The organism is Vibrio sp. Isolate24, assembly GCF_022398215.1.
Taxonomy (GTDB): domain Bacteria; phylum Pseudomonadota; class Gammaproteobacteria; order Enterobacterales; family Vibrionaceae; genus Vibrio; species Vibrio coralliilyticus_A.
Genome location: NZ_JAKEUU010000001.1, coordinates 685,605 through 711,672, shown reverse-complemented (window position 1 = coordinate 711,672; position 26,068 = coordinate 685,605). Strand labels below are relative to the sequence as shown.

Here is a 26,068-nt window from a genome sequence, read left to right as displayed (position 1 = left end):
GGTTAGCCTTTATGTTGTCTAAATAAAATACATATCTGGCTGTTCATTAACCAGCTTACAAGTATTTATTATCTGATCTGCATCCGATTTAGTGGTGGAGCTATTTAAAGATAATCGAATTATATTTTTATTTGCTGTTGTGGCTGGTCGACAAAATACAGCGCCAAAAATACCATGAGACTCGAGAAAATCGCGTACTCGCTCTGTATTTTTTTCGTCACCGGTTTCAAGAGCAATTATTTGTGTATCGCTACGAATTGTTAAACCTATACTTGATAAGTTCGTTTTTAAATAACGACTTATTTCTTGAAGGTAATCCCGCTCATTGTCATATTTCTTTATGACGTCCAACGTTTTATCTAATCTGTCCAGTTCATGTGGCAACATCGTTGAACTGAAAATAGCAGGATAAGCGACAAAGGGAATACAATCATTAGCCTGATTATTACACCAAATCGCCCCAGCTCGATAAGCGAATGTTTTTGCGAGACTCGCGGTCATGAAATCGACTTGGTGGCTTAGCTTAAGCGATTTAAGCAGCCCAGCCCCTTGCTTGCCATGGGTGCCTAAAGAGTGTGATTCGTCAACGACGATTGCGCAGCCATACTCTTTGGACAGTAAGACAATGTCAACAAGGGGTGCCATGGTTCCAATTGTACTGTATACAGAGTCAACTAGAACGATACCAGGTCCGTGTCTATTAATCAGCTTATCCAGATGCTTAACGTTATTGTGCATAAAAGGGTGGATGTTTGCCCCCGCAATTCTTGCTCCTTCCCACAATGACATATGTGCAAAGAAATCAATATAGACATTGGTTTCGCTATCACAAACAGTTTGTAGTAGTGCTGTATTGGCAGCCCAACCAGACTGAGAGAGCAAGCAAGACTTAAACCCCACATACTCGGCCAATTTTTTCTCTACTTTGGGTTGAGACGCTTCGTCTCTGAGAAATATCCCTGACATGAAGGGGCTGTTTTTACGCGCCAAAATTGAATTTACATGATGATCAATGATTTCAGCGTTATTGGATAAATCGAGATAATCATTACTCTGTAACACGAGGTCATTGTTACTTGGCCTAGCACCTAAAACTAAGTGTTTTCCATTTTTGTTTTTACGGACAAGATCATCCAGATAGTGTTCTATTTTTTTACTTATAAAATCTGGCAAGGGTGGGTAATGGTTAAGCGTATTCATAATAAATATCCTTTTTGTATAAACCAGTGCCAGCTGACAATGGGATATATGAACCAAAATGGATATAATTTCGACACCCAATATTTATTAGTTTGGAGTCTGTTGCAAATAAAATCATCAACTATAATAACTGATGAAATCTATCTATACGCTGATCCAGCTTACTCTTTGTTTTTAATTGTATTGTTTGCTATTTATTCAGTACGAAATGCTATTTTTATAAATCTTCTTTTTTGCGTGTGACAAAAATTTCTGGCCAATACATTTTGATATAGCCAACTAAGACCCAAGCTACCAGTCCTGTGGCAACACTGAGCTCGAAAAATCCAAATTTGTGAAGCCAGTGCCAATGTGGATGATATTGCTCGAAAAAGCTGGTGAGTCTATGCATGGCAATCGCACTAATCACGGAGGGGAAAGTCACTGCAGCAATAGAAGGCTGAAATTTTAATCTCATCAGCCGGAAGTAGCAGAGGTAAATGGTCAGTGTCATTGTTATTGCAATTCCAGCTAATGCTCCTGTCAATATAGGATCGGGCTTCTGGAAATTAACCAAATAAGTCGCTAAGGAGAGGTTTATTGGTGCAGCCATGATGGCCAAAGTTGGCCTTGCTCGACGTGGCAACATTCCTTCAAACATCAATCGATATAACACCAGTGGCAGCATAAAGAAGTAGATGGTGATACAAATACTGACGAGAGTTTCTGAAAAAACAGTATGTCCAAACTTGGTTCCTGCCAGTGAGCTACTGATTAGCCCAACGGGGTAGAGAAACCAACTGGGAACAATGTTGGACACTTTGAATCGAGTTATCTGGAAAAAGAAGAAAAGAACCATCATGGTGATGTGCAGCAATAAAGCGGCAAACCATAATGGGTAAGCAATCAAAGGGGATATCACTGCCAGATAGTCACATAAGATAAGTAATGCCATACTCATTGGAGCCATCAAGCTACCGCTGAGAGGGTTACGTATGTCATGGATAAAGGTTCTGTAGTTACTGAAATACTTTATCAATACAGGAAACAACAAGACAGCGCCACCTGCGGCTAAGTAGGGACGTATAAACACACCAATTTCAGGAAGGTATAATGCCCATGCATGTCCAAGGCCAATCATCCCTAATGCCAGTGCGGCTTGTGATGGCGGCACACTTTGAAATTGTATGAAGCGTCTCCAGTTCAACTGCTTATTCCTGATTAGCTTGAAATTGATGATGAGGCGATGAGTGAGAGTAATACTCTATGCTACAAATATCTTAAGGCTCAGGATCATATCAAGGCAGTTGGTGACTGCGCAATTATCATTTGGTGTCGCAGGGAAGGTCTTCCTGTCTCAACTTCTCATTTTTTAATGTTCGATGTAACAGTTGGCTATATATTGGCTGCCCACCTAATAATTGAGCGAAAATCACCGCTCCTAAACAGGTGATGATCAGGGGTAAAATAAGATAGTAATTGTTGGTCATTTCGATAACCAAAAGGATTCCGGTAATAGGAGCGCGAACGGTTGCAGCAAACAGTGCACCCATTCCAGCTATGGCAAACATCCCAGGCGAGATCATCAACTCAGGCATTAGCCCTTTAGCGATCAGCCCGAAAGCATAGCCAAATAAAGTGCCTAGCGCGAGCATAGGGGCGAAAATACCGCCTGGTGCCCCCGATCCAAAACAGATCAGAGTGGTTAAAATACGTGCGACAAACAGCATTAAGAGAACTGTCGCTCCATAGCCACCATTAGTGATGGTTGGGATAAGATCAATACCTCCTCCTGTCACTTCTGGCAAATAGAGCAACATGATGCCAAAGAAGCCACCAATACAGCTACCTGTAATGAGATAACGCTTCCGATCGTTCCTATGTAGCTTCACAAAGAGATCTTGGGATAATGTGACAAGACGATTGAATACAACCCCGAACATGCCAAACATTGCGCCTAAAAGTAGGAATAGCCAAAGGGCTGCAAGTTCTGGTGGTTGGTATTGAGGCATTGTGATGACAGCGCCTTGTCCGTTAATGGCACGAAATACAATGTTGGCTGTAATGGCTGAAATGATGACTGCTCGTATTGAGATGAGCGAATAACGAAATTGAGGCCTCATTTCCTCGACGACAAACATGATTCCTGCGAGAGGAGCATTAAAAGCGGCGGCTAAACCTCCAGCTGCACCGGAAGCCAGTAGGGAGTGCTTAGTGTCGTCATTCTTAACCTGAAAAATATCTGTCACCATACGGCCAATGGCCCCGCCCATTTGTACTGTAGGTCCTTCTCGGCCAAGCACCATACCTGAGCCAAGTGCGCCCATTCCTCCGAAAAATTTAACCGGTAGAACACGCCACCACCGGACAGGGCGGATTCCGTCCATCGCGCCCTCAATTTCGGGGATGCCTGAACCTGCGGCTTCAGGAGCAAAACGATGAACCAAATAGTAACCAATAAAAGCAAGCGCGGCGCTTATTAGGAAGGCGGAGAGCCAGAGTGGCAGTGCACGACCAATGGCTTGCTTTAGCCAGTCAGTTCGAGTTTCGGAGACAAAGTGCACCGCTATTTCGAAGAAGGTGCCTACGGTTCCAGCTAAGAGACCCACGATCAAAGAAAGGAAAAGAACGGAGAGTGGCGTTTTATCTTTTGAGAGAAACTGGTTGATAGCGTCTTTTGGCATGCTGGCTAACAGGGACTGCTTAATTTTCTCTCTTTTAGTCATATAGGTTGCACCCTTGTACGATTTATTTCGCCATTAGAAATAATAATGTTTTCAGCAAGAATTATACGCTTGTGCAGGCTTAACTATAGCGTCAAGAATGAAAATTTGATTTTCAAATATGGAGGGAATACCAAGATCGAGAAATAGATAAGAATTGGCATGAGATCACGTTTCTTACCTTGCACTTTGGTGGTTTTGAACCATAGTTAAGGGGTAAGGCAATCTGAACCGACCCGCATGGAGGATTTGCAGCCTTACCTACAATTTGGATGGATTCAACAAATCTTTTTGTGATCCTCGTTTTATTATCAGGGTGCAGTCACAGATGGCCTTGATTCGCAGACTCACGATTGAGTAACGAGGGATAGGGCGCACTTAATAGTGCGCCTTTTGTCGTCTAGGGCTTAGCCTAGCTTTGCGATATGTTTGAGTACGGTTTCTAATTGATCCCATGGCAAAAGCTCGGTATCAATAACTTCCAGTCGACTTTCAAAACCTTCCAGTGACATTTGGTTCACCGATACGACACCATTACTGACATTAAATGAGTAACAACCTTTATCGGTATTCATAACGCCTTTTACTCGCTCTGCTGTCAAATCAGAAAGCATTGAAAACAGTTCATCAAAATCAAACGTAACTTCTGCTCCGAACAGCCAGCCACAGCTAAAGTAACCTTGCCCTTTGTTTTCTTTACGCATCATGGTTTGATCAGGAGCGAGCGCAAACTGAGGCTCAGCTTCTGCATGTTGATGATGGTGAGCCTCGATATTGTCGGACGTCGTTGGGTTTCGTCTTGGGTTATCGAGAAGTTCGATAGGGAAGCGCCCCTGTTTGACTAACTGGCTGTATATTTTGGGTGGATTTTGATCCGCCACCCAATCGTTAAACGCATCCACATCGCTGACATGGCACTCATCGACTTTATTGCCGATGACGATATCTGCAATACTGAGCTGGTCAATGAAATTCTGATTTTCAAGATATTTAGGGCGTGAAAGGTTACGAGGATCGACGAGTCCAATTGTCGCTCTGAGATCAATGTAATCTCTGAACTGAACAGATGTCAGAGTTGCAAGTATCTTATGTGCATGGCCTAAACCTGTGGGTTCCACAATAAGTCGATCTGGTTGCGTGCGAAGTAGAGCGGTGATTGCGACAGAGGTAGGAACTCCAGCGGCACAACACATGCAGCCCCCGGGCACTTCTTTGATCATCGCTCCTTGCTCGGTCAACATCGCCCCATCAATACCGATTTCACCGAACTCGTTAACCAGTACAGCCCAGTTCTCATCGGCTGGCTTCTCTTTTAGAAGGTTTAGAATAGCGGTGGTTTTTCCGGTACCTAGAAAACCAGTAATGATATTGGTTGGAATTTTCATCATGCAACACTCTTGGATAAAACTGCATTGACTATATCAAAAGATGTGTGGAAACGAGCATAAAAAAACGGCGGTAAATACCGCCGTTGTTCTGTCTATCTTTTGTTTTTGAGATAACGTTTTCTACGTTCTTCTTTTTTCTTGGCTTTTTCTTCGGCTTTTCTCGCCGCTTCGATTTCGACTTCAACAAGCTCTTTAGTGATCATTTCGGGCAGCTCAAGCGTCACTTGTCCTAATGTGCCATTACGTAGCTCGTGAAGTAAAATTTCTGAACACTTGTGTAGATCAACTCGCCCACCCGAACGTAAAGCTCCTCTGCGGCGACCAATCTCTTCCATCAGCTCTATGTCGCTTTCAGGCATTTCTTCGATCTGATAGCGTTCCTTCAAACGTTCAGGGTAGGCTTTTGCTAGGTATTCGACAGTGTAAAAGGCGACCTCTTCATATTCCATCGCCGTGTCTTTAACCGCTCCAGTTGCCGCTAGGCGAAATCCACTGTGTGGGTTTTCAACTTTAGGCCATAAGATTCCTGGTGTGTCAGACAAGACGATACCATTTTGAAGATTAATACGTTGTTGGCGGCGAGTTACCGCTGGCTGATTGCCTGTCACGGCAATCGTACGACCCGCTAGCGTATTGATAATGGTCGATTTGCCTACATTCGGTATGCCCATGATCATGGTGCGAATGTTTTTACCAATTTCTTCACGGTGTGGGGCTAACTTACGACAAAGTTCGAGGATTTTATGCACTTCTTGTGTGTTAGAAGTGGTAATGGCCATCGCTTTGACGTTGTGCTCTTTTTCGAAGTGATCAATCCATAATTGTGTTAGCTCTGGGTCAGCAAGGTCGCGTTTGTTTAGTACTTTTACGACAGGCTTTTCACCACGGATTTCAGAAATCATTGGGTTCTCACTACTGAATGGGATGCGGGCATCCAGTACTTCGATAATGACATCCACTTGAGGGATAGCTTCTTCAATTTCTTTGCGGGCTTTGTGCATATGCCCAGGAAACCATTGAATTGTATTGTTAACCATTTGAAAATATTGCCTTTTTATTTAATGGTTTAATCTGCTGTGTGATTTTAAAAATAACAAAGCATTGGCACATCACAAGTTTAAGAGGCCAAACTTTACGCATAGCAGATTGACTTGGTCGCAATCTTATCACTGACCGGAGTTTTCTCATAACAAAGGCCTAGATAAACCAACTTGTATTTCTGAGCGCTTGTTTCCGCTCAACGGAGGAAGAAGGCTTAGTCTGGCAAAGTAGTCGGTTTATTATTATGACGGCCAATGCATTAGATACTGGTTTAGTTACTTCATAATGGCAGTTGCTTCTTCTGCCTGTCTGCGACTAATTCTCTTACCGCTTGTTCCAGTTGGGGGAGTAAATGCTTGTTGGAGATATGAATATAGTGGTAGAGAGGTTCATAGAGTACCGCGCTGCTTACCGGTTTTATATCGGGATATTTTGATTTCAGGACATCGTAAACAGCTTCAGGTGCTAGCCACAAATCAGCGCGACCTTTGCTCACCATTAGAGCGGCTTGCTCGGCATTTTCGACTAGAAATAGACGTTTGTAGTCTTTGACCTTGTCAACAAATCTCATTCCTAGTTGAGAGACTAATATTTTACCGGATACTTCTTCTAGGCGGTTATAAAACTGGCCTTCGAAACCGTACACGTAAATGCTGATGTAGTAGAGAGGGACGTCTACCTTGAGCATATTTGCATCATTGGCGAGGTTTGAAATTCGTAAGTCTAACCCTTGATATCGTCCTTCACTGACTGCTCGTATGGCTCTTTCATTGGGTAAGTAAGCAAACTCGACATTGATTCCCAATTTGTTGTAAATCTGCTTTAAGTCATCCACTAGAGTGAAGCCCACGACCTCATTCAACGTCTTACTTTGGTAAACTTCACCAATGGCGATAACGACAGGTTCTGAATGAACCGGGCGCATAAAAAGCAGGAGGAAGGTTAACCAACAATAAGAGAAAAACTTGGTAAGCATTATCGAGATCGCTTCTTATGGGTATACCACTTATATAGTCTATTTAGAATGGAAGATAAATGAAGGGCACTCCAATATGTGTTTACTTTTAACTTGAGTCAGCAGAAGGCTTAGCTTGCCACCATGATACGATAGCCGTTTCTTCCTTCCTGCTTGACCATATAAAGGGCTTGATCCGCAAACTGGAATAAACTTGTTAAGTGTTCATATGACGTTATCTGCTTTGAGGTCGCCCCCGCGCTTACAGTAATAAATGGACTTGTCGGTGAGTATGCGTGCTCAATAGCCAAACTGCTGATTGCTTGAACTAGTTGATTAAGGTATCCATTAAGATCCAGCTCTATGTCACTAGCAAGAATCACACAGAACTCCTCACCACCGTATCTGCTGACTAAATGCTCATAGGGTGATTCGACGGTATTTAGTGCTGCGGCAATATGACATAACGCATGATCACCAGCCATGTGTCCGTAGTTATCATTGTATTGCTTGAAATGATCAACATCGACAAGTATGACACCGATTTGGTGATAGCCTAATTCTTCAATGAAGTGTTTGGCCATCTCGTACAGATGACGACGGTTTGCAATCCCTGTTAATGGATCGATGATAGATTGTTTTCTGAGCAATTCCCGTTTTTCATCGAGCTCTGTAATTAAGTTGTTGATATCACGAGCGAAGCCTCTCATCTCCTTAGAAATAAAAGTCGCTTCGTTGGGCAGCATGTCACCGGATTTTTGAAATTGACGCAGCGCTTTTTGTGCATTTCCAAGTGGTTTGATCAATTTGGAAACTACGGTTAGGTTAAACGCAAACATGACCAGCGCAAAGCAAGCGAGTACGCTGGCTTCTGAGAAAGTGAGAAAAGCGGGATGCTTTTCACTGTGAGTGATTTCGATAGCGATATTATCACCATCAAGAAAGTCATCGCGATATATAATGGATACGTTATCTGGCAAGGTACTGTGGACAGATTCATGCTCGCTAAGTGGATGAACAGTAATCTTTACACCCGTGGCTGCTTCTATTTCAGAGATAAAATCATCACGAATTTTACGAATAAAGACGATATAGCCAAAATTGCATGACTTGCCATCGCTCAAGCAAATTCGAGCTGAGGCGAGGATATAAGGCGAATTTTTATATACCGCATACTGGATATGCGAGGCAATCTTAGCGCTTGAGGCATTAATCGATTGCTCAAGCAGTTTATGCACAACTTCAGGGTCATTGAGAGCAATAAACTGCTCTGAACGGATGCGACCATCTTCGTACAAAGCGCTCCATGTGACGTCTAGCTGATCATTAAAAATGATGATGCCGTTAAGCAGCTTAGATTCAAAAGCGTGGGGCCCAATACTATCTTGGATAAATGAGTCATTCGGATTTTGAACGAATTGCGCTAATGTTGTCCAGGCAGCGTAATCTTCTAAGGAAGCCCTCAGTTCAAGTTCTTCCATTTTTAGAACAGTTTGTACGCGTTCAATTTCAAGGCGTTGCCGTTTCTGTGATGCCTCTATCGCAAGCTCGTGACTCCATAATGCCTTAAAAGAAAAGTAAAACATTAGAAATAAGAGAACGACAGAGATAGAAACCAGAATGGTAAGCTGTTTGAGACTGAAGTGTTTTAATTTATACACTAATAAAGGGTTACCTGAGAAACTGAGCAAAATTGCACCGTTATTGTAGAGATCATTTTCTATTTGAGCCAGTAGTTAACAGATTAGTTAGTTGAAATAGAGAGGAAGTGATTGTGTTTAAAACAAAAAAACTCATCAAATAATCCAAAAGTGTTACATGAGATCACTTTAATATTTTGTCATGATTTGAATTATTGTTTATATTTCCGTGCCATATAACTACAACAAAAGTTTACCTTCATGAGTGCTAACCAAACTTCGTCAGACTGTGAAACTCTTCTTGATACCAACGAACAACTTGTCTCAACAACCGATCTTAACGGCGTTATTACCTACAGTAATGAAGCCTTTTGTCGTATAGCCGAATTCACTCAGGATGAGCTGCTGGGTCAAAATCACAATATTGTACGCCATGATACGATGCCAAAGGCGGCATTTGCCGACATGTGGGCAAATCTTAAGCAAGGCAAAGCTTGGCGCGGAATTGTAAAAAATCGTACTAAATCCGGTGGCTACTACTGGGTGGATGCTTATGTTACCCCGATTTACGAAAATGGAGAAATGACCGGTTATCAATCTGTGCGCGTTAAGCCTAAGCGAGAGTGGGTTATGGTCGCAGACAAAGCCTATCAATCATTGCTAAAGGCAGAACGTTCAGGAAGAAATTGGTCATTGCAAATCGGCGACTCACTTCGTTATGCCATTTTACTGGGTTCTCTTTCAGCACCTGTTATAGCGAATTTACTGTCATTGGAAGGTGGCGCAAGCTGGTTGTCTAGCTTCTTACCGCTTTCTGTCGTTGCTTTGCTCTTTAGACAGGAGTTAATTGACACGCCAAAGCAACTGAAAGAACTCCAGTCTAAGTACGACAGTGTTAGTCGTTTGATTTACTCCGGGAGCAGCAAATTTTCTATCGCTGACTTCCATATTAAATTACTGTCTGCACGTATTCGCACTGTGTTAGGTCGTATGACGGACTCAGCTAAGCCTCTTCAGGATTTGTCGGACGGTTTGAGTGCAACAACATTACAAGTCACCCAAGCGTTGGAGCAGCAGACTAAAGACATTCGTCAAGTACGTGAGGCAACTGAAGAAGTGGAAGCGTCGGCCAATGAGGTGTCAACCAGCACACATGAGGCACATGACCTTATTGATGTGACACTAAAAACCTGCTTATTGGCAAAAGATACGATCGATAAAACACATGACAACCTCGAGCAACTAAGCGTGCAAGCAGAAAAAGCGACGAATACCACTTATCAACTGAGTGAGCAGGCTCAAAATGTTAGCCAGATGATGCAAGAAATTGGTGGAATTGCGGAACAAACGAACTTATTGGCTCTTAATGCAGCGATTGAAGCGGCTCGGGCTGGTGAGCAGGGGAGAGGTTTTGCTGTTGTTGCAGACGAAGTGAGAGCACTGTCTGGCAGAACTTCAAATGCGACAGTTCAAATTAAAGACAGCATTGAAACTATGCTGACCACTATAGAGAATTGGCAACGTGACATCATCACTAACCGTGAACAAACGCAAGCTTGTGGTGCAGTTGCAGAAGAAAGCGCTAAGCGTTTATCTGAAGTGGAAACCATGATGCAGTCAATGAATCACTTAATGAGCACAGTTGAAGATGCAGCGAATAAACAACGCCAGCTGTCTGGGGATGTCAATCTACACATTCAGTCAATTGCCTCCGCCGCTGAGCAGAACTTAGCAGCAACACACTCTGTAAATCAGCACTCACAAGAATTGCGGAATCAAGTTAGAGAGTTTTATCAGTTGGCCCAGCGTTTTGAAGAGAAATAAAAGCGCCCTGCTAATCAGCAGGGCGATAGTCATGGCTGAACGCTTTTATACAAATATCGTTGACACGTTGCCTCACTGACTCGCTTAAGGAGCTGTGAAATGATGGCGACTACGATCAATGCAAAGGCCAGTCTTCCCCAGAATATAGTGATAAAATCTGCGCCAATTAGGAGCACAAGGATGGTGTCTTCAATCATGCTATGGGCGAGATTGAGTAGCATGACAGCGGTAAACACATCTCTCGCGGGTATATGCCCGCGTTTGGCTTCGTTAATCAACAGGCCTCCCCCGAAAGAAATGCCCAGAGTAATGCCAATAATGGTCATGTTGGTGGCTTCTCTACTGATGCCAAGTGCTGAAAGTATCGGTTTCAGCGCGACTGCCATTAACTTTTCAACGCCTAGTAGCTTCAAAACTCTCAAAGAGAAGAGTAATACGGCAATGATAACGAAGATGGCGAGTAAATTTTCCACTTGAGACCATGCCCATTCTAGATGACTTTGTTCTGGTGGAATCTCGGGGTTCCAAACGATTTGTGCAGGTGTGTTAAGTAGATCTCCAAACTGGTAAAGCTGATGAAGAAGCCAAGCAAAGAGCAAACCACCACCCACTCTGAACAGTGTTGTGATCGTTAGGCTTACTCCTGCTCGTTTGGCTATTGCAGCTTCAATTGGTATCGAATGGGCTATGAGCATTAAAGAACCGAGAATCGATACCTGAGCAACGGTCAGCTCACTATTAGTGCCCATAAAAATCAACAATCCGGCGTACATATTGGTCAGTAAAGTTGTTGCCCAAACCAGCCCCATTTCATCGGGCAAACCGATAAGGTTCATCAAAGGGCTAAGCCATTCGCTTAGCAGAGCAATACCGCCGAGCTCCTCTATTCCTTTAATGATGATGATGATAGGAATCATCACTTTGTAAAGTGTCCAAGTGACATCGAATATTTCTTTAAGGAGATCGCGAAAGAATTTGCGTGCGCTTTCCATGATAAGTTCCGCTTAGAATAATTAGATAGCTCAAATGCTAATAGACTTAAAAGAAATTTGGAGTTCAATTTTCTAGGTAGATGTAAGTTAAAATTTCTTTATCATTTAACTTTCGTGTTAAAGTTTTCCAAAAATGGCTTTTTAAGAAATTATGGAAATTGATCGTTTAGACAGGAAGATTTTAGCGATTTTACAGAAGAATAATCGCATCGCGAATGTCGAGTTGGCAGAGGAAGTTGGCTTGTCTCCACCCGCTTGTTTAAAAAGAGTCAAGAGGCTGCGAGAGGAAAAGGTGATTATTGGTGATGTGTCGATCATCAACCCTGAATTGGCTGGAAATAAGATGAACTTGATTGTTTCCGTCGAAATGGAGCGGGATAGACCTGATATATACAGTGTTTTTAGACAGTCAGTAATGAAAGCCCCCGAAGTGACTCAATGTTATCAGATTACGGGTGGATACGACTTTATGTTGGTTGTGAGTGTGCCAAACATTAGTGCTTATGAGAAGTTCATTGAACGCGTGTTACATCAAGATAAAAATATTCGAAAGTTTCAGACGTCTGTCTCCACTCGCACCGTCAAATTTAGTACCGAAGTGAATGTCGAAGAGATTGAATAACGCCCAGTCCATTTACTGAGCTGGGCTTTGAGAATGTAGGTTGTGTTATATGTCTGGGTTTTAATAAAGTGAACTAAACTCTTCGATACGCGGTTTGCCACGTAAAAGGAGAAAGTTTAAGAACCTTGCAGTTGAGGTTGTAATGATTTTCTCTTCAGCAACCTTGTGTTGTTGAAGTAACTTCTTTGCTAAATCTAGCCTTGCGATTTCATGGCAAAAGTGAGCATCAGAGCCCGTTGTAAAGTAGACACCTACTTGTGAACCTAACTCAACAATTTCACTGCAACGTACGTCACTGCCTTTACGGCTTTTGCCTGTTAGGGAAGTGTTGTTTACTTCAATTGCAACGTTATGTTGCTTAGCGCATTCAAGGACCGTTCTGAGTTCAAATGGGTAATTAGGATTACCAAGGTGGCCGAGCGCGTCGACTTTACCACTCTCAATAACATTGATCAGAGTTTGAGTATGCTGACGGGTGGTTGCCGGTTTGTAGACAGGCTCGTGAAAGCTCGCGATTACCCAATCTAAATGTTGATATGAACTAGGGGGGAGATCGAGATCGCCTTCAATATTAAGTGTATTCGCCTCGACGCCACGCAAGATACCGACTTGATGAAGAAAGCGGGGCAAAATTCTTTGATTATTAAAATACCAGTAGTGGGGGGCACCTGGCATTTCAGGAGCATGATCCGTGGTGCAAAGAAGTTTTAGCCCCTTGTTTTTGGACTCAAGGGCATTTTCGATGATTGTGCTGTAAGCATGACCACTTGCGATAGTATGAGTGTGGCTATCAACAACGATGTTCATACTGCCTCCTTAAGGAGTTAATTGATTTCAAACGAACCGTCTTGGTTCATGTATAAAGTCAGATCGGCCGGTACCGAACATGAGAGAACTTTATTCACATTGATGGAATCAGAGCTTTGATAGAAGGCTTTTGCCTCTTCAAGACTACTGCCACCACGGACCTTACGGTCAATGAGTCGCTGTTCAAGAAAGACTGGGTCGGTATCTATAGCAATGGTAAAGTCAGCTAAATCGTGTAGTCCATTCCATACCGGCTCATCAAGCAATAACCAGTTACCTTCAACGATAATGACGTTGTTTTTGACGTGGATAGAATCATCGACTGGATCATGTAAGTTACGATCATAATAGGGCCAAAGCGGGTCACCTGTTTTGAGCTGTTTTAATTTACCGATCAGTTCCGTTAGGTTGAACGTTTCATAGGATCCTTTGATTTTACGTAATGGGATTAACTCACCATCACGTTCAGTCATATTGTTATCCAGAATATCATTGGGGTAGTGGAAGCCATCAAATGGTAATACCTGAATAGGTTCAAGTTGCGAATCTTGGTATGAAAGGTACTCCCAAAATGCTGCTAGAGTTGATTTTCCGCTACCGGGAGGGGCAGCTAAAAACACGACCACGCGTTCCTGCTTTTGTTGATATAAGCGCGTGAACTTTTCAACTAATGGCTTGTGAACGAGTGAGACATCACTGTCAGGAAAAACGGCGTGAGTGTCGAAGCCACTCACATTCAATGTGACTTTCATAGCGGGAGCCTTATTCTAAAATCTCTTTCTCGACTCTTTCGAGTAGCATCTCACAAGAGAGTTTGAGTACCGTTTTTATTAGAGACTCATAACGCATTTGTGAGAAAGACTCGAATGAAGAAAACTTAAGCTGATTGATGGAGTCCAGATAAAAACTGTCTTCACCTTTAGTTAGGGTCGATTGATTGGTGATGAAGTCGTATACCATGTCATCGTCAAATCGCAGTTTAGTTGGCTGTTGGAGCGCATAGTCGAGCATTTGGTCATACAAGCCAATATCGGCGTATGTTTCGAGGGATATTTTCCCCATCGCAAATACGAGTTTAGAAACCACATCGGTAGTAACCAGTGGACCGTCTTCTTTGATTAGCGGTGCGACAGCATACTGCATGACAAACTCATCTTGAACGAAGACGTTAGGCAGTAAACTCTTCAGCTTTAAGTTAATAATCTTATTTGATACTTGAAGAAAGCAGGTAGCGGTTTCACACTGCTCCATAGCATCAAGCAATTCTTCTTCTCGGGACAAACGTTGATTAACCTTTTTAGAATGTGGCAGCTCAAGGCTACCACACGCTACGTCTTGCCTAAACGGTAAGACTGACATCATAAAACTCAAGTAACGCTTTTTCTGCGTGCTCATTCCAAACGTAGTTGCTCTCGGCCAAAATGGCATCGAGTTCAACAAAGAATGGGTCCACGTCAGCCAGTGAACGGAAGTTATCGATCGCTGTTAGCGGCATATCAATATGGGGGTAAATCAGCTTTTTCCCTCCTGGGATATCTAACTGGTTTAAAATAGTATGCGGAGCCGATTCTAGACCACCGACATGAGTGATCATGAACGATGGGTTGATTCTGTTTTGCTCTGATAGCTCAATCGACTCGATCATATCGCCGGTAGAGCCTCCTGATGTCCCGACGATGTGGGTTGACTCATAGTGCACGTTGTAGAAATTAAATGGCACCTTGAATTGCTTATCAGTCGGCCCTGCAAAAAAGTTTAGGCAGCCATCATTGCCAAGCAATTCGTCTGCCTGCTCAAGGACTTGTGTGACTGCTGCGTAAACCATCACATCATCATAACCTTCACCTTGGTTAAGTTGCTTTAAATACTCAACGGGATCGTCAAGTTTGGCGGTGTTAATGTAATGAAGTTCAATGCCATTTTCTTTGGCGGTATCGACGGGAATGAGACTCTCAGCCCGTGCCAAGCGCTGCTCATCAATGTCTGTGACCACAATCAGGCGAGGTTTTACTGGGCCGTTGATAGCATAATCAATAGCGCCTATCCCCATCGGTCCTGCACATGCAAGTAAGGCTAGTGAGCCATTAGGCTTAATACCCATTTGGTGTTCATAGACATAAGGGGTGGTGTGATAACTAGCATGGTAAGCCCCTATGATACAGGACATAGGCTCGGCGAGTGAGGCATTGGCAAAATAGCTACCTTGGTACGGTAATACGCAGCCGAGTTCGATAGCAACCTTAGGGATGATTGAATAAGTTGCATTACCACCAAACGTTTCATAACTGTAACCGGCAGAGTAACCTGTTGGTAGACCCATGGCGGGTTGTAATACGAAGGGTTGGCCCGGTTGGTATTGGTCGCGTAGATTTGCGCCGACCTCGATAATGATACCCGCGTATTCGTGCCCAGTCATGACTGGAACTTGTTCAATATTATCTGGTACGCGTTTGTGTTTGCTGCCAAGAAGAGCGGCTTTGTATGTCGATAGACAGATACTATTCGAAATATTTTTGACCAGTAACTCGTCATCTTTAATCTTTGGAAGATCAAACGTTCTTAAACGAACATCTTTCTCGCCACAAATAACAGCTGCGGTAGTTTGAACCATGGTTTTCTCCCGGGTATTGGGGCCAGGGGCCCCAGCAAATTTGAAAAATTAAGCTTGTTGACTGATGGTGTTGATTAGGTCATCGAGCGCTGGATCATGAAGGAAGTTCTTGATAGTGATGACTGGCAATCCAGTTGCAGTTACGGCTCGACTTTCAAGGCTTTCGTGGGTCACCACTATGTCAGCATGTGCTGGGACTTTTTCAATCGAAAAGTTCTTCACTTCAATGTCATAACCAGCATCGCTCAGTTTTTTCCTGAAGGTGGATGCTCCCATGGCACTTGAACCCATACCCGCATCACAAGCGAAGGCAACAAATTTGATTTTCTTCGTTTCGACAGTTGTTTGAGCGTTAGCCGTAGTGACACTACCTTCCGCTTTCATTTCTTTCATGTCGGTCACTGACTGTTCAAATTCTTTCTCTGATTCCTCGTTCTTGCTCATTTTTAGAATGGCACTGGCAACAAGGAAAGATACTATCGTTGCTGTGGTCACACCGGCAATGGTAGCGATGAAGCTGCCTTTTGGCGTCAATGCTAGATAAGAGAAGATAGAGCCAGGACTTGGACCTGCAACCAAACCACCATCAAGAAGGTTAAAGGTGGCGATACCCGTTGCTGCGCCGGCAATCATGGCAACGATCATAATTGGCTTCATTAACACATATGGGAAGTAAAGCTCATGGATACCCCCAAAGAAATGGATGATAATCGCACTTGGAGCAGAGCGCTTACTTAGTCCTTGGCCAAATTTCGCATACGCAAGCAGCATACCAAGGCCTGGACCTGGGTTAGATGCCACCATAAAGAAGATTGACTTACCTGTTTCCGCAGCAGCTTGCAGGCCTAATGGATAGTAGATGCCTTGGTCAATAGCATTGTTGAGAAACAACACTTTAGCTGGTTCATTAATAACAGCCAGTAAAGGAAGGAAACCCGTTGCAACAAGTGCTTCGATGCCAGATTTTACAAAAAGGTTAGCAGCAGTTACCGCAGGTCCCACGATCGCATAGGCAAAGAGGCACATGACCATGCCAAAAATACCTAATGAGAAGTTGTTTACGACCATTTCAAAACCGGATGGAATCTTATTTTCCAGTTTTTTGTCTATCTGGACAATTACCCAGCCACTTAGGGGACCCATGATCATTGCACCAACGAACATAGGAATCTCTGCACCAGCAATGACACCCATAGTACCAATAGCGCCAGCAACGGCCCCACGTTTGTCTCCTACAATCTGACCACCCGTGTAGCCAATGAGTAAAGGCAGTAGATAAGTGATCATTGGGCCGACAAGTTCACCAAAATAAGCATTTGGTACCCAACCGGTCGGAATAAATAGTGCCGTTATAAAGCCCCAAGCAATGAAGGCTCCAATATTTGGCAACACCATGGCGGTCAAATGACCTCCAAAAGCTTGCACTTTAGCTCTTACATTTGTTGTCACGTTATGTTCCTTCGGGTTAGTAGTTTTTTATAATATTTAGTACATCTTGTTTAGAAGATGCAGCAGCAAGTTTAGCGATATTTGCTTCGTCAACGAGCATTTCGCTAAGTGCTTGAATAACTTCGATGTGGGTGTCTGAATCTTTAGCGGCTAGTGTTAATAGCACGTTGGCTGGCCCCATTTCAGATCCAAAATCTACGGGTTGAGTAAATACATGAATCCCTAACCCTGTCTTTAGCACTCCAGCCTCAGGGCGAGCGTGAGGCATGGCAATACCTGGACAAAGTACGTAGTATGGGCCATTATCAACCGTTGATTGAATGATTGCTTTTGAGTAATCTGCGGTGACATAACCTTTTCTTTCAAGATATCGAGTAGTAACGTGAACAGCGTCCTCCCATTGGTAATCTTGATGATCGATGACATCGATAAGGTCGTGGTCGATTAGGTCATACAGCATGTTAGCTTCCCATGTATTGCGTTATTGATAGATACATTATCTTTAGAGGCTGGTTATTTGGGAATAGAAGCTTTTTTGTGATCAGAACGACATTAAATCTTGCGTCAAGTATTTTGTTTTGCTAACTCTCACAATTTACTGCTGATTTTTTCTTTCATATTTTGTTTTTATTACAAGTCAATATGTGTTTTGTGGGATACCTCTCGATTTTGTCTTTACCTTTAATCTTGTAAATTGTGATTAACCTCTTATTTTGTTGGTTGACTGGTGTTTATTTGTGATTTGTTACTGGTCTTTTGGAAAGGAATTAGAGAGTTGATGGATGGGGCGGTGTGAAGTTTATCACGGTGTAAATTTATTAAGCTGTCTTGGTTGCTCACTTTCTTTAAGTTTTTTGCTCCAATTCGTGTATAAAAAAATGCCCCGCTAAGATAGCGGGGCATTGATTATTGAGATGCAAAGATTAATCTAGTAGCTCTTTCGCTGTGTTCACTACGTTTTCAGTCGTGAAACCGAACATCTTGAACAGTTCACCTGCTGGTGCAGACTCACCGAAGGTTGTCATACCGATGATACGACCGTCGAAACCAACGTACTTATACCAAAAGTCAGCGATACCCGCTTCTACAGCGATACGAGCTGTTACGTCAGAAGGAAGTACAGATTCACGGTACTCAGCGTCTTGCTTGTCGAATGCATCCGTTGATGGCATTGACACAACACGTACTTTCTTACCTTCCGCAGTTAGTTCAGTCGCAGCGTTCACCGCTAGCTCAACTTCAGAACCGGTTGCGATAAGGATAAGCTCTGGCTTGCCTTCACAATCTTTCAGGATGTAACCACCGCGTGCAATGTTTGCTACTTGCTCTTCGCTACGCTCTTGCTGTGCAAGGTTTTGACGAGAGAAGATTAGCGATGTTGGGCCATCTTTACGCTCGATAGCCAGTTTCCAAGCCACTGCCGATTCCACTTGGTCACATGGGCGCCATGTGCTCATGTTTGGCGTTAGACGTAGAGAAGCCATTTGCTCAACGGGTTGGTGAGTTGGGCCATCTTCGCCCAGACCGATAGAGTCGTGCGTGTACACTTGGATGTTCTGAACTTTCATCAGAGCCGCCATACGCATTGCGTTACGCGCGTATTCCATGAACATTAGGAACGTTGCACCGTATGGTACGAAACCACCGTGTAGAGCAATACCGTTCATGATAGCCGTCATACCGAATTCACGAACACCGTAGTGGATGTAGTTACCTGACGCGTCTTCAGCTGATACCGACTTCGAACCAGACCACATGGTTAGGTTAGAAGGCGCAAGGTCAGCCGAGCCACCTAGGAATTCAGGTAGCATAGCACCGAACGCTTCTAATGCGTTTTGCGATGCTTTACGTGATGCGATGTTTGCTGGGTTAGCTTGAAGATCAGCAATGATTTGGTTTGCTTTCTCTTCCCACTGTGCTGGTAGTTCACCGTTTACGCGGCGTTTGAATTCTGCTGCAAGTTCTGGATATGCTGCTTCATAAGCTGCAAGTTTCTCGTTCCACGCTGCTTCCTTAGCTTCGCCTGCTTCTTTCGCATCCCATTGCGCGTAGACATCTTGCGGAATTTCAAAAGGACCGTGCTCCCAACCTAACTCTTTACGTGTCGCTGCAATTTCTTCAGCACCTAGTGGTGCACCGTGACAGTCATGAGAACCAGACTTGTTAGGTGAACCAAAACCGATGATGGTCTTAGTACAGATTAGAGTAGGGCGAGGGTCAGCTTTCGCTGCAACAATAGCGGCATTGATCGCTTCTGGATCGTGACCGTCTACTGCAGGGATTACGTGCCAACCGTACGCTTCAAAACGCTTAGGTGTGTCGTCAGAGAACCAACCTTCAACATGACCATCGATTGAGATGCCGTTGTCATCCCAGAACGCGATTAGCTTACCCAGACCTAGCGTGCCAGCTAGCGAGCATGCTTCGTGGGAGATACCTTCCATCAGACAGCCGTCACCCATGAAGGCATAAGTGAAGTGGTCAACGATGTCGTGGCCTTCTTTGTTGAACTGTGCTGCTAGAGTCTTCTCAGCTAGCGCCATACCCACAGCGTTCGTGATACCTTGACCTAGAGGACCTGTGGTTGTTTCGATACCCGGTGCGTAACCGTACTCAGGGTGACCCGGAGTCTTAGAGTGCAGTTGACGGAAGTTCTTTAGATCGTCGATGGATAGCTCGTAACCTGCTAGGTGAAGCAGAGAGTAAATCAGCATAGAGCCGTGGCCGTTTGAAAGCACAAAGCGGTCGCGGTCAGCCCACTCTGGGTTAGCTGGGTTGTGGTTTAGGTGGTCACGCCAAAGAACTTCAGCGATATCCGCCATCCCCATAGGTGCGCCTGGGTGGCCAGAGTTGGCTTGTTGTACGCCGTCCATGCTAAGAGCACGAATTGCATTTGCTAGATGTTTGCGATCCATAATAAATACCGATTATTAGATTGTTTCTTAGAAAGGATGTGAAGAGGGGAACGCAAACGTTCCCCTCTAGAAATTCGATGGATTAAAGCTTAGCTTCAATCATTGCTTCAAGTTTGCCTTGGTCTACTGCGAAGTTGCGGATACCTTCAGCAAGTTTCTCAACTGCCATTGGATCTTGGTTATGATCCCACAGGAACTCAGCATGAGTCATTGGTGCTGGACGCTCTGCTGCGCCTTTAGAGTCAACTAGCTTTTCTACCACTTCACCTTCCGCTGCTTCGAGCTCAGCAAGAAGAGCAGGAGCGATCGTTAAGCGGTCACAGCCAGCTAGCTCAAGGATTTCACCAATGTTACGGAAGCTTGCGCCCATTACAACTGTGTTGTAGCCGTACTCTTTGTAGTAGTTGTAGATCTTAGTTACAGATAGCACACCTGGATCTTCCTGAGCTTCGAAGTCACGACCTTCTTTTGCTTTGTACCAGTCCATGATACGACCAACGAATGGAGAGATTAGGAATACGCCGGCTTCAGCACAAGCACGAGCTTGGGCAAAAGAGAATAGTAGAGTCAGGTTACAGTTGATGCCTTCTTTCTCTAGGATTTCTGCTGCGCGGATGCCTTCCCAAGTTGAAGCCAGTTTGATTAGGATGCGATCATTTGTGATGCCGGCATCGTTGTACATTTTCACTAGCTGACGCGCTTTAGCTACGCTGCCTTCCATGTCGTAAGAAAGACGTGCGTCAACTTCAGTAGAGATACGTCCAGGGATGGTTTTTAGAATTTCTTTACCGATGTTGACTGCAAGCATGTCACAAGTATCTTGAACTTGCTGTGCTTTATCAGAGCTTTGCGCTTTAGCGTATTCAATAGAGGCATCGATTAGAGGTGCATACTCTTCGATTTGAGCGGCTTTAAGAATCAGAGAAGGGTTAGTCGTTGCGTCTTCTGGTTGGTACTTTTTAATCGCATCGATTTCACCAGTGTCTGCTACGACGGTCGTTAGTTTACGAAGTTGCTCTAATTTGTTGCTCATTTCGATCATCCTATTTAATGGGCCTTCACATCAAAACAGTTAATGTGAGTGGTGCAATTGCAATCGAGTTAGCTAATTGTCTTTCAACCCTTTCCGAGTCCATCAAATCAACTAACCGGAATTATTTTCAGCGTGAGAGCATTTGTTGTGAACATTTGCTCTTACGATGAGTAAATGATGGGTCCATATTTATCTCATCTACACAGAATGTCAATTGCTAATTTAAGGTTATAGTGATGTTCATCAAGTATTTCTCCAGTTGCCTTGATGGGTTATTCGAATTAAACGTTTGCCCAGTAATGAGAAGGGTTTGTAATACTCTAATAGGGTCAAGAAACAGCCTGAGAATTTGTCCCGGTAGTGAGCAAATGTTGCATTTATCTATAGTGATAACATATGCTACGGCATTGAGCAGATGTTATATGTATATTCCTATACAGGAGCTGTAGCAAAATGAACAAATCGCAACAAGATATGTCTGATGACAGCGCTGATCTCCTTACTGAAATTTCCGTTGCGTATTATCAGGATGGGGCAACTCAAGAAGAAATCTCGAAGAAGTTTTCTGTTTCCCGTGCGAAAGTAGGCCGAATGCTTAAGCAGGCACGTGATGAAGGCATTGTCGAGATCACCGTTAAATATCACCCTGTATTTAGTGCGAAGATCGAGCAAAGGTTAATAGAGCGATTTGGGGTCAAGAGAGCCTTGGTCGCACTTGATCAACCGAATGAAGAGCAACAGCGCCTGCAAGTGGCGGGTTTGGTTTCTAAGTACATGGCTAGCTCTATTCAAAATGGCTCGGTGGTGACGGTTGGTCAGGGGCGTAACGTATCTGCTGTAGCTCATCACGTAGGAGTGATACCTCAGCGTGATGTCAAATTCGTCTGTGGTATCGGTGGTATCCACCCGAGAGGGGGGATGTTTAATGCCGATCATATATGTCGCCAGTTTGCGAAAAGCTATGGTGGTACCTCTGAAACTCTTTATGCACCAGCCTATGCAGAAAATCCTGAACAAAAACATGCGTTTATGCAGAATGCAACCGTGAAGCAAACGTTGGATCTTGCCCGTAAAGCTGATGTGGCGCTCGTCGGTATCGGAGATATGAGTGAAAACAGCTATATGGTTGACTTAGGCTGGTTTACTGCGGATGAAGTGGTGCAATCTCGTATGAATCAAGGTGTAGTCGGGGACTTTGCAGGTTATGACTTCTTTGATATTCAGGGAAAATCGGCTAAGACGGTCATGAGTGATCGTGTTATTGGTCTCAGTATTGAAGAGTTTCGCCCTATTTCGGAGGTAATTGCGATTGCCGCAGAAAATAGCAAACCATTAGCCATGCTTGGTGCATTAAGAACAGGTGTCATTGATGTTATTGCAACTAGTGTGAGCAATGCGCTAACCGTTTTAAACTTGGATGAACAAATGAAATAACGAAAAAAATGGTCATCTGCAGGCACGAGAGATTGCTCGTGCTTGCTCTTAAAGAGTGTTTTCAGCGTTCTCTTTTATGAAATCAATAAAGGCGCGTATTCTGGCTGGCATCTGTAAGCCATAGTTATGCACTGCCCATACAGGCGCTTTCAATGCCATTCCGTCAGCCGTTAATCTCACTAAATCACCTCGCTCAAGCTCTTCTTTAATAGCCAGGATAGGCAAACAAGCAAGCCCCAGTCCTGACAAGGTCATCAGGCGAATGGTCGGAATACTGTCTCCCATGCGAGTGGAATGGAATCGATAACTGATACTTTGTTTTCCCACCGAGAACTTTCGCTCAACATTTATGCCCTCCCATTGATTCGCAATATAGTCATATTCGAGTAGCTCGGTTGAGGTCACAGGCAGTGTAATGTCGCGACTTTTCATGTATTCCGGTGAACAGCACAACACTTGTTCCAGTTCGCCAATTTTGGTCGCTCGGGAGCTGGAGTCTGGCAGCTCCCCCACCGTTATGGAAAGATCGATGTATTTATCGATCAAGTTGAGGCGCATGTCATTGGCAAGGAGTCTAGGCTCTATACGAGGATGATTCTTCACAAACCGGCACATAGATGGGCCGATAAGGTGTGTCATCAGCGTATGAGGAGAGGTAACCGTCACTGTACCTGCGAGGTCGGTATTCGATTCGCGCACCTCTTCTTCTGCCAGAGACATCAGTTTTTTCATCTCCAAGCATCGTTGGTAATAACGTTGTCCTGCTTCGGTGAGAGATTGTCGGCGTGTCGTTCGAGTCAGTAGCTTTACACCTAAATGTTTTTCTAAGCTCTGCAAATGGTGACTTAGTACAGACTTAGAAACATCGAGCTCATCTGCTGCTTTGGTAATGGATCCTGATTCGACGATTTGAGCAAAAACCTGCATACGGTGAAGGTCAGATTTCATAAGCGTTATTGTTCTATTTAATGAGATTATTTGTTGGATTTTACTTAATTTATCATTAAGCCTAAATAATTAAACTCTCCTATGAATTTAAAAAAGGAATAAAAGGAGAGAGTGATGAGCATTCTAGTTCAATTTAAACTTAACCATTCGTTGGAAAACACCCAGTCTATCAAAGACTTCTTTACAGCAATCTTGCCCGATACGAGAACATTTGCAGGGAATTTGTCGGCACACTTGTATGAAAAGGTTCAGGGGCAGCATGAATTGGTGTTACTTGAAGAATGGCAGACGCCTCAACATTTTGATAAGTACATTTCGTGGCGTAAAGAGATCGGTGACTTTGACCAGCTTGGCACTATGCTTACGGATACACCAACTATTAGCATGCTTTCCAAGGAGGTGTAATGAATATTATTTGGAGTCCAGCGACGGTTCCACCACCAGCTGCTAATTACCATCAATGTGCAATGATACCTTCTGGCTCGACTCGGTTACATATAGCAGGGCAGCTTGGCATCGATGAGTATGGTAAAGTGCCGACTAGCACAGAAGAACAAATGGTTTTGGCATGGCAGAATCTGCGAGGAGTTCTACAAGCGAATCGAATGGACATACAAGACCTGATTAGCGTTCGAATTTACATGGTAAATCGACAAGATTTATCGGAATATCAACGAGCTAAAACACGTATTCCTTTTGAAGTAGGTGGATTGCCGACTACTTTACTGTTTGTAAATGGATTATTTGATGAAAACTGGAAAGTAGAAATTGAAGCAGAGGCTGCAAAACGTTTTCAGATAAGTGAAGTACTTGGAAATTTCTGAAAACAAAGTCAACAAAGGCAGCTGTTTATCGCTGCCTTGTTTGCGATTTAGCTAATGGGCAAATGGTCACTCGCCCCCCATTCTGTCCATGAACCATCATAGATAGAGAGGTTTTTGTATCCTGTAAGCTGCGCGGCTAACAGTACAATCGCTGCAGTAACCCCTGAGCCGCAACTAAATATGTATTGAGATTTATCGCGGCTTAATGATCTTGATAAGATAGATGTTAACTCGTCGGTTGACTTGAGTTTGTGACCCTCCATTAGCTCTGTAAATGGTTGGCAAACAGAGCTGGGGATATGTCCAGCACGTATGCCCGGTCTTGGCTCAGGCACTTGCGCATTAAATCGAGCATGAGAGCGAGCATCAACCGTCTGGTTAGAGAGATTGTCTATTTGTTCTAGAACATATTGAGAATCAACAAAGTAAGATGGGTTGAGCCGACCGTCGAAATTGCCTTCCGCTATCGACTTTTTGTAAGATGTCACTGTATTGAAGCCAGCGTGTTTCCACTCAGTGAGGCCACCATTTAGAATGTACACCTCTTTATGACCCATCGCTTTTAACATCCACCACGCTCTCGGAGAGGCAAAGGTACCGCTGTTATCGTAAACCACGATAATAGAGTCTTGATTAAGACCTATGCTTCTTGCTAACTGATTGAAGCGGTCTTGTGAAGGCATCATATGTGGCAGTGAAGTGTCTGGGTCACAAAAAAACTTGTCATAATCGAAGCGGATGGTATTGGGGAGCAAGTTATGCTGATCTTTTTCTGTCTCGGATGGGATCTGAAATTCAATACTGGTGTCTAAAACTACCAACTTGCCGGATTTTTCCAGTTCAATAAGTTCTGCTGGAGAGATAAGCGGTGACATGATATTTCCTTATAAGTCTATGTGATTTATAGATTTAATCGGCTCAGTTTGCCTCTAACTACACACGGCGCAATCAGGCATTTTCATGAGATTCATTTCTCGCCATGACATGGTCATCGCATCAAGAATAAGAATCTTACCTTCTTTTGCCTGTCCGTAATTGGCGATAACTTTAATCGCTTCCATTGCTTGCACCGCGCCGATGATGCCTACAACTGGCGCCATGACTCCAGCTTCCACACAACTTAATGCTGCAGAGCCGAAAAGGGCACTTAAGCATTGGTAGCAAGGTTGTGTTTTATCCTGATAAGTGAAGACACTGACTTGTCCTTCCATTCGTATTGCTGCACCGGAAACCAGCGGTATTTTTAACGCATAGCAGAGGCGATTAAGTTGATTGCGAGTCTCTACATTATCCGATGCATCGAGCACCAGCGTATGCTGCTCAATTTCCTTTTTTAAATCCTCATTACTCAAGCGTTGATCTATGGTACGCACTTGCAGGTGAGGGTTCAGCTGCTGAAGAGATTCAGCAGCTGACAGGACTTTCTTTTTGCCAACGTCGACATCATGATGAAGCACTTGGCGTTGTAGGTTAGACAGTTCAACAACGTCATCATCAATTAAGGTCAGCGAGCCAACCCCAGCGGTCGCTAAGTATTGACTTGATGCACAACCAAGGCCACCAGCCCCGAGAATCAACACGGAGCTTTGTTTCAATGCTTCTTGACCGTCAAAATCAAATTGCTTGAGTATAATCTGACGGTTATAGCGCAGCATTTCTTGATCGGAAAGGATCTCCAAAGTG

The 26,068-nt window shown here is 43.8% G+C and carries 24 protein-coding genes; 5 read left to right on the top strand and 19 right to left on the bottom strand.

The annotated features are described in order from the left end of the window. Nucleotides 1-18: 18 nt before the first annotated feature. The 7 genes from cqsA to L1D23_RS03080 form a co-directional block, all read right to left on the bottom strand. Nucleotides 19-1,200, bottom strand: coding sequence for an alpha-hydroxyketone-type quorum-sensing autoinducer synthase (gene cqsA / locus L1D23_RS03110; protein ID WP_239864149.1), 1,182 nt, complete (start codon nt 1,198-1,200; stop codon nt 19-21). 217 nt (nt 1,201-1,417) lie between these two features. Then, nucleotides 1,418-2,386 (bottom strand): TDT family transporter, encoded by a 969-nt coding sequence (locus tag L1D23_RS03105; RefSeq protein WP_239864148.1) that lies wholly within the window; start codon nt 2,384-2,386, stop codon nt 1,418-1,420. 118 nt (nt 2,387-2,504) lie between these two features. Next, nucleotides 2,505-3,905, bottom strand: a complete 1,401-nt coding sequence (clcA, locus tag L1D23_RS03100) for a H(+)/Cl(-) exchange transporter ClcA (RefSeq protein WP_239864147.1) — start codon at nt 3,903-3,905, stop codon at nt 2,505-2,507. Nucleotides 3,906-4,309: 404 nt separating this feature from the next. Continuing rightward, nucleotides 4,310-5,287 carry a GTP-binding protein gene (locus L1D23_RS03095; RefSeq protein ID WP_239836350.1) on the bottom strand — a complete coding sequence of 326 codons (978 nt, stop codon included), beginning with the start codon at nt 5,285-5,287 and terminating at the stop codon, nt 4,310-4,312. Nucleotides 5,288-5,382: 95 nt separating this feature from the next. Continuing rightward, nucleotides 5,383-6,327 (bottom strand): ribosome biogenesis GTPase YlqF, encoded by a 945-nt coding sequence (ylqF, locus tag L1D23_RS03090; RefSeq protein ID WP_239835148.1) that lies wholly within the window; start codon nt 6,325-6,327, stop codon nt 5,383-5,385. 284 nt (nt 6,328-6,611) lie between these two features. Beyond that, nucleotides 6,612-7,307 (bottom strand): transporter substrate-binding domain-containing protein, encoded by a 696-nt coding sequence (locus L1D23_RS03085; RefSeq protein ID WP_239864146.1) that lies wholly within the window; start codon nt 7,305-7,307, stop codon nt 6,612-6,614. 110 nt (nt 7,308-7,417) lie between these two features. Next, entirely contained in the window at nt 7,418-8,947 is a 1,530-nt protein-coding gene (locus L1D23_RS03080; RefSeq protein ID WP_239864145.1) for a diguanylate cyclase, read from the bottom strand. 240 nt (nt 8,948-9,187) lie between these two features. Here L1D23_RS03080 and L1D23_RS03075 point away from each other — a divergent pair, with 240 nt between their 5' ends. Further along, nucleotides 9,188-10,750, top strand: a complete 1,563-nt coding sequence (locus L1D23_RS03075; protein ID WP_239864144.1) for a PAS domain-containing methyl-accepting chemotaxis protein — start codon at nt 9,188-9,190, stop codon at nt 10,748-10,750. 29 nt (nt 10,751-10,779) lie between these two features. Here L1D23_RS03075 and L1D23_RS03070 read toward each other — a convergent pair whose 3' ends face one another. Further along, complete coding sequence (locus L1D23_RS03070) at nt 10,780-11,742, bottom strand: hypothetical protein (RefSeq protein ID WP_239864142.1); 963 nt, start codon at nt 11,740-11,742, stop codon at nt 10,780-10,782. Nucleotides 11,743-11,893: 151 nt separating this feature from the next. Between L1D23_RS03070 and L1D23_RS03065 the strand changes: the two genes are divergently transcribed. Next, on the top strand, nt 11,894-12,364 hold the full coding sequence (locus L1D23_RS03065) for an Lrp/AsnC family transcriptional regulator (RefSeq protein ID WP_239835143.1): 471 nt from the start codon (nt 11,894-11,896) through the stop codon (nt 12,362-12,364). Between the two features lie 60 nt (nt 12,365-12,424). Here the strand turns inward: L1D23_RS03065 and L1D23_RS03060 are convergent, their stop codons facing one another. The 8 genes from L1D23_RS03060 to tal all read right to left on the bottom strand — a co-directional run bounded on the left by L1D23_RS03060 (nt 12,425) and on the right by tal (nt 21,179). Then, nucleotides 12,425-13,171 (bottom strand): phosphatase, encoded by a 747-nt coding sequence (locus tag L1D23_RS03060; RefSeq protein ID WP_239864140.1) that lies wholly within the window; start codon nt 13,169-13,171, stop codon nt 12,425-12,427. A gap of 17 nt (nt 13,172-13,188) precedes the next feature. After that, nucleotides 13,189-13,923, bottom strand: a complete 735-nt coding sequence (locus L1D23_RS03055; protein WP_239864139.1) for a nucleoside/nucleotide kinase family protein — start codon at nt 13,921-13,923, stop codon at nt 13,189-13,191. Between the two features lie 10 nt (nt 13,924-13,933). Then, a complete protein-coding gene (locus tag L1D23_RS03050) occupies nt 13,934-14,452 on the bottom strand; it encodes an MltR family transcriptional regulator (RefSeq protein ID WP_239865367.1) in 519 nt (172 codons plus the stop codon). Nucleotides 14,453-14,510: 58 nt separating this feature from the next. Continuing rightward, nucleotides 14,511-15,782, bottom strand: a complete 1,272-nt coding sequence (locus L1D23_RS03045) for a zinc-binding dehydrogenase (RefSeq protein ID WP_239864138.1) — start codon at nt 15,780-15,782, stop codon at nt 14,511-14,513. A 48-nt stretch (nt 15,783-15,830) separates the two neighbouring features. Beyond that, nucleotides 15,831-17,231 (bottom strand): PTS mannitol transporter subunit IICB, encoded by a 1,401-nt coding sequence (locus L1D23_RS03040; RefSeq protein WP_255906873.1) that lies wholly within the window; start codon nt 17,229-17,231, stop codon nt 15,831-15,833. Between the two features lie 16 nt (nt 17,232-17,247). Continuing rightward, the gene (locus L1D23_RS03035) at nt 17,248-17,691 is read right to left on the bottom strand and encodes a PTS sugar transporter subunit IIA (protein ID WP_239864137.1); all 444 of its coding nucleotides are present in this window, start codon (nt 17,689-17,691) and stop codon (nt 17,248-17,250) included. A 463-nt stretch (nt 17,692-18,154) separates the two neighbouring features. After that, nucleotides 18,155-20,146, bottom strand: coding sequence for a transketolase (gene tkt / locus L1D23_RS03030; RefSeq protein WP_239864136.1), 1,992 nt, complete (start codon nt 20,144-20,146; stop codon nt 18,155-18,157). Nucleotides 20,147-20,228: 82 nt separating this feature from the next. Further along, complete coding sequence (tal, locus tag L1D23_RS03025; protein WP_239838917.1) at nt 20,229-21,179, bottom strand: transaldolase; 951 nt, start codon at nt 21,177-21,179, stop codon at nt 20,229-20,231. A 453-nt stretch (nt 21,180-21,632) separates the two neighbouring features. Here tal and L1D23_RS03020 point away from each other — a divergent pair, with 453 nt between their 5' ends. After that, nucleotides 21,633-22,613 (top strand): sugar-binding transcriptional regulator, encoded by a 981-nt coding sequence (locus L1D23_RS03020; protein WP_239838918.1) that lies wholly within the window; start codon nt 21,633-21,635, stop codon nt 22,611-22,613. A gap of 48 nt (nt 22,614-22,661) precedes the next feature. Here L1D23_RS03020 and L1D23_RS03015 read toward each other — a convergent pair whose 3' ends face one another. Next, a complete protein-coding gene (locus L1D23_RS03015; RefSeq protein ID WP_239864135.1) occupies nt 22,662-23,561 on the bottom strand; it encodes a LysR family transcriptional regulator in 900 nt (299 codons plus the stop codon). 114 nt (nt 23,562-23,675) lie between these two features. On the opposite strand from L1D23_RS03015, the gene L1D23_RS03010 reads away from it, so the two are divergent. Together L1D23_RS03010 and L1D23_RS03005 are read left to right on the top strand one after the other, a co-directional pair. Further along, entirely contained in the window at nt 23,676-23,966 is a 291-nt protein-coding gene (locus L1D23_RS03010; RefSeq protein ID WP_239864134.1) for an antibiotic biosynthesis monooxygenase, read from the top strand. Next, nucleotides 23,966-24,385: a RidA family protein gene (locus L1D23_RS03005; RefSeq protein ID WP_239864133.1), complete on the top strand. Its 420-nt coding sequence runs from the start codon at nt 23,966-23,968 to the stop codon at nt 24,383-24,385. The genes L1D23_RS03010 and L1D23_RS03005 overlap by 1 nt, the downstream gene beginning before the upstream one ends. A gap of 47 nt (nt 24,386-24,432) precedes the next feature. Here L1D23_RS03005 and L1D23_RS03000 read toward each other — a convergent pair whose 3' ends face one another. Both L1D23_RS03000 and moeB read right to left on the bottom strand, forming a co-directional pair. Continuing rightward, on the bottom strand, nt 24,433-25,260 hold the full coding sequence (locus L1D23_RS03000; protein WP_239864131.1) for a sulfurtransferase: 828 nt from the start codon (nt 25,258-25,260) through the stop codon (nt 24,433-24,435). A gap of 54 nt (nt 25,261-25,314) precedes the next feature. Continuing rightward, on the bottom strand, nt 25,315-26,064 hold the full coding sequence (moeB, locus tag L1D23_RS02995; protein ID WP_239864129.1) for a molybdopterin-synthase adenylyltransferase MoeB: 750 nt from the start codon (nt 26,062-26,064) through the stop codon (nt 25,315-25,317). Nucleotides 26,065-26,068 lie beyond the last annotated feature (4 nt).

What these genes read in the sequence shown, in the direction of transcription:
- cqsA (WP_239864149.1), bottom strand. Translation starts at nt 1,200, where the DNA reads ATGAATACGCTTAACCATTACCCACCCTTGCCAGATTTTATAAGTAAA.
- clcA (WP_239864147.1), bottom strand. Translation starts at nt 3,905, where the DNA reads ATGACTAAAAGAGAGAAAATTAAGCAGTCCCTGTTAGCCAGCATGCCA.
- L1D23_RS03095 (WP_239836350.1), bottom strand. Translation starts at nt 5,287, where the DNA reads ATGAAAATTCCAACCAATATCATTACTGGTTTTCTAGGTACCGGAAAA.
- ylqF (WP_239835148.1), bottom strand. Translation starts at nt 6,327, where the DNA reads ATGGTTAACAATACAATTCAATGGTTTCCTGGGCATATGCACAAAGCC.
- L1D23_RS03085 (WP_239864146.1), bottom strand. Translation starts at nt 7,307, where the DNA reads ATGCTTACCAAGTTTTTCTCTTATTGTTGGTTAACCTTCCTCCTGCTT.
- L1D23_RS03075 (WP_239864144.1), top strand. Translation starts at nt 9,188, where the DNA reads ATGAGTGCTAACCAAACTTCGTCAGACTGTGAAACTCTTCTTGATACC.
- L1D23_RS03070 (WP_239864142.1), bottom strand. Translation starts at nt 11,742, where the DNA reads ATGGAAAGCGCACGCAAATTCTTTCGCGATCTCCTTAAAGAAATATTC.
- L1D23_RS03065 (WP_239835143.1), top strand. Translation starts at nt 11,894, where the DNA reads ATGGAAATTGATCGTTTAGACAGGAAGATTTTAGCGATTTTACAGAAG.
- L1D23_RS03060 (WP_239864140.1), bottom strand. Translation starts at nt 13,171, where the DNA reads ATGAACATCGTTGTTGATAGCCACACTCATACTATCGCAAGTGGTCAT.
- L1D23_RS03055 (WP_239864139.1), bottom strand. Translation starts at nt 13,923, where the DNA reads ATGAAAGTCACATTGAATGTGAGTGGCTTCGACACTCACGCCGTTTTT.
- L1D23_RS03045 (WP_239864138.1), bottom strand. Translation starts at nt 15,782, where the DNA reads ATGGTTCAAACTACCGCAGCTGTTATTTGTGGCGAGAAAGATGTTCGT.
- L1D23_RS03035 (WP_239864137.1), bottom strand. Translation starts at nt 17,691, where the DNA reads ATGCTGTATGACCTAATCGACCACGACCTTATCGATGTCATCGATCAT.
- tkt (WP_239864136.1), bottom strand. Translation starts at nt 20,146, where the DNA reads ATGGATCGCAAACATCTAGCAAATGCAATTCGTGCTCTTAGCATGGAC.
- tal (WP_239838917.1), bottom strand. Translation starts at nt 21,179, where the DNA reads ATGAGCAACAAATTAGAGCAACTTCGTAAACTAACGACCGTCGTAGCA.
- L1D23_RS03020 (WP_239838918.1), top strand. Translation starts at nt 21,633, where the DNA reads ATGAACAAATCGCAACAAGATATGTCTGATGACAGCGCTGATCTCCTT.
- L1D23_RS03015 (WP_239864135.1), bottom strand. Translation starts at nt 23,561, where the DNA reads ATGAAATCTGACCTTCACCGTATGCAGGTTTTTGCTCAAATCGTCGAA.
- L1D23_RS03010 (WP_239864134.1), top strand. Translation starts at nt 23,676, where the DNA reads ATGAGCATTCTAGTTCAATTTAAACTTAACCATTCGTTGGAAAACACC.
- L1D23_RS03005 (WP_239864133.1), top strand. Translation starts at nt 23,966, where the DNA reads ATGAATATTATTTGGAGTCCAGCGACGGTTCCACCACCAGCTGCTAAT.
- L1D23_RS03000 (WP_239864131.1), bottom strand. Translation starts at nt 25,260, where the DNA reads ATGTCACCGCTTATCTCTCCAGCAGAACTTATTGAACTGGAAAAATCC.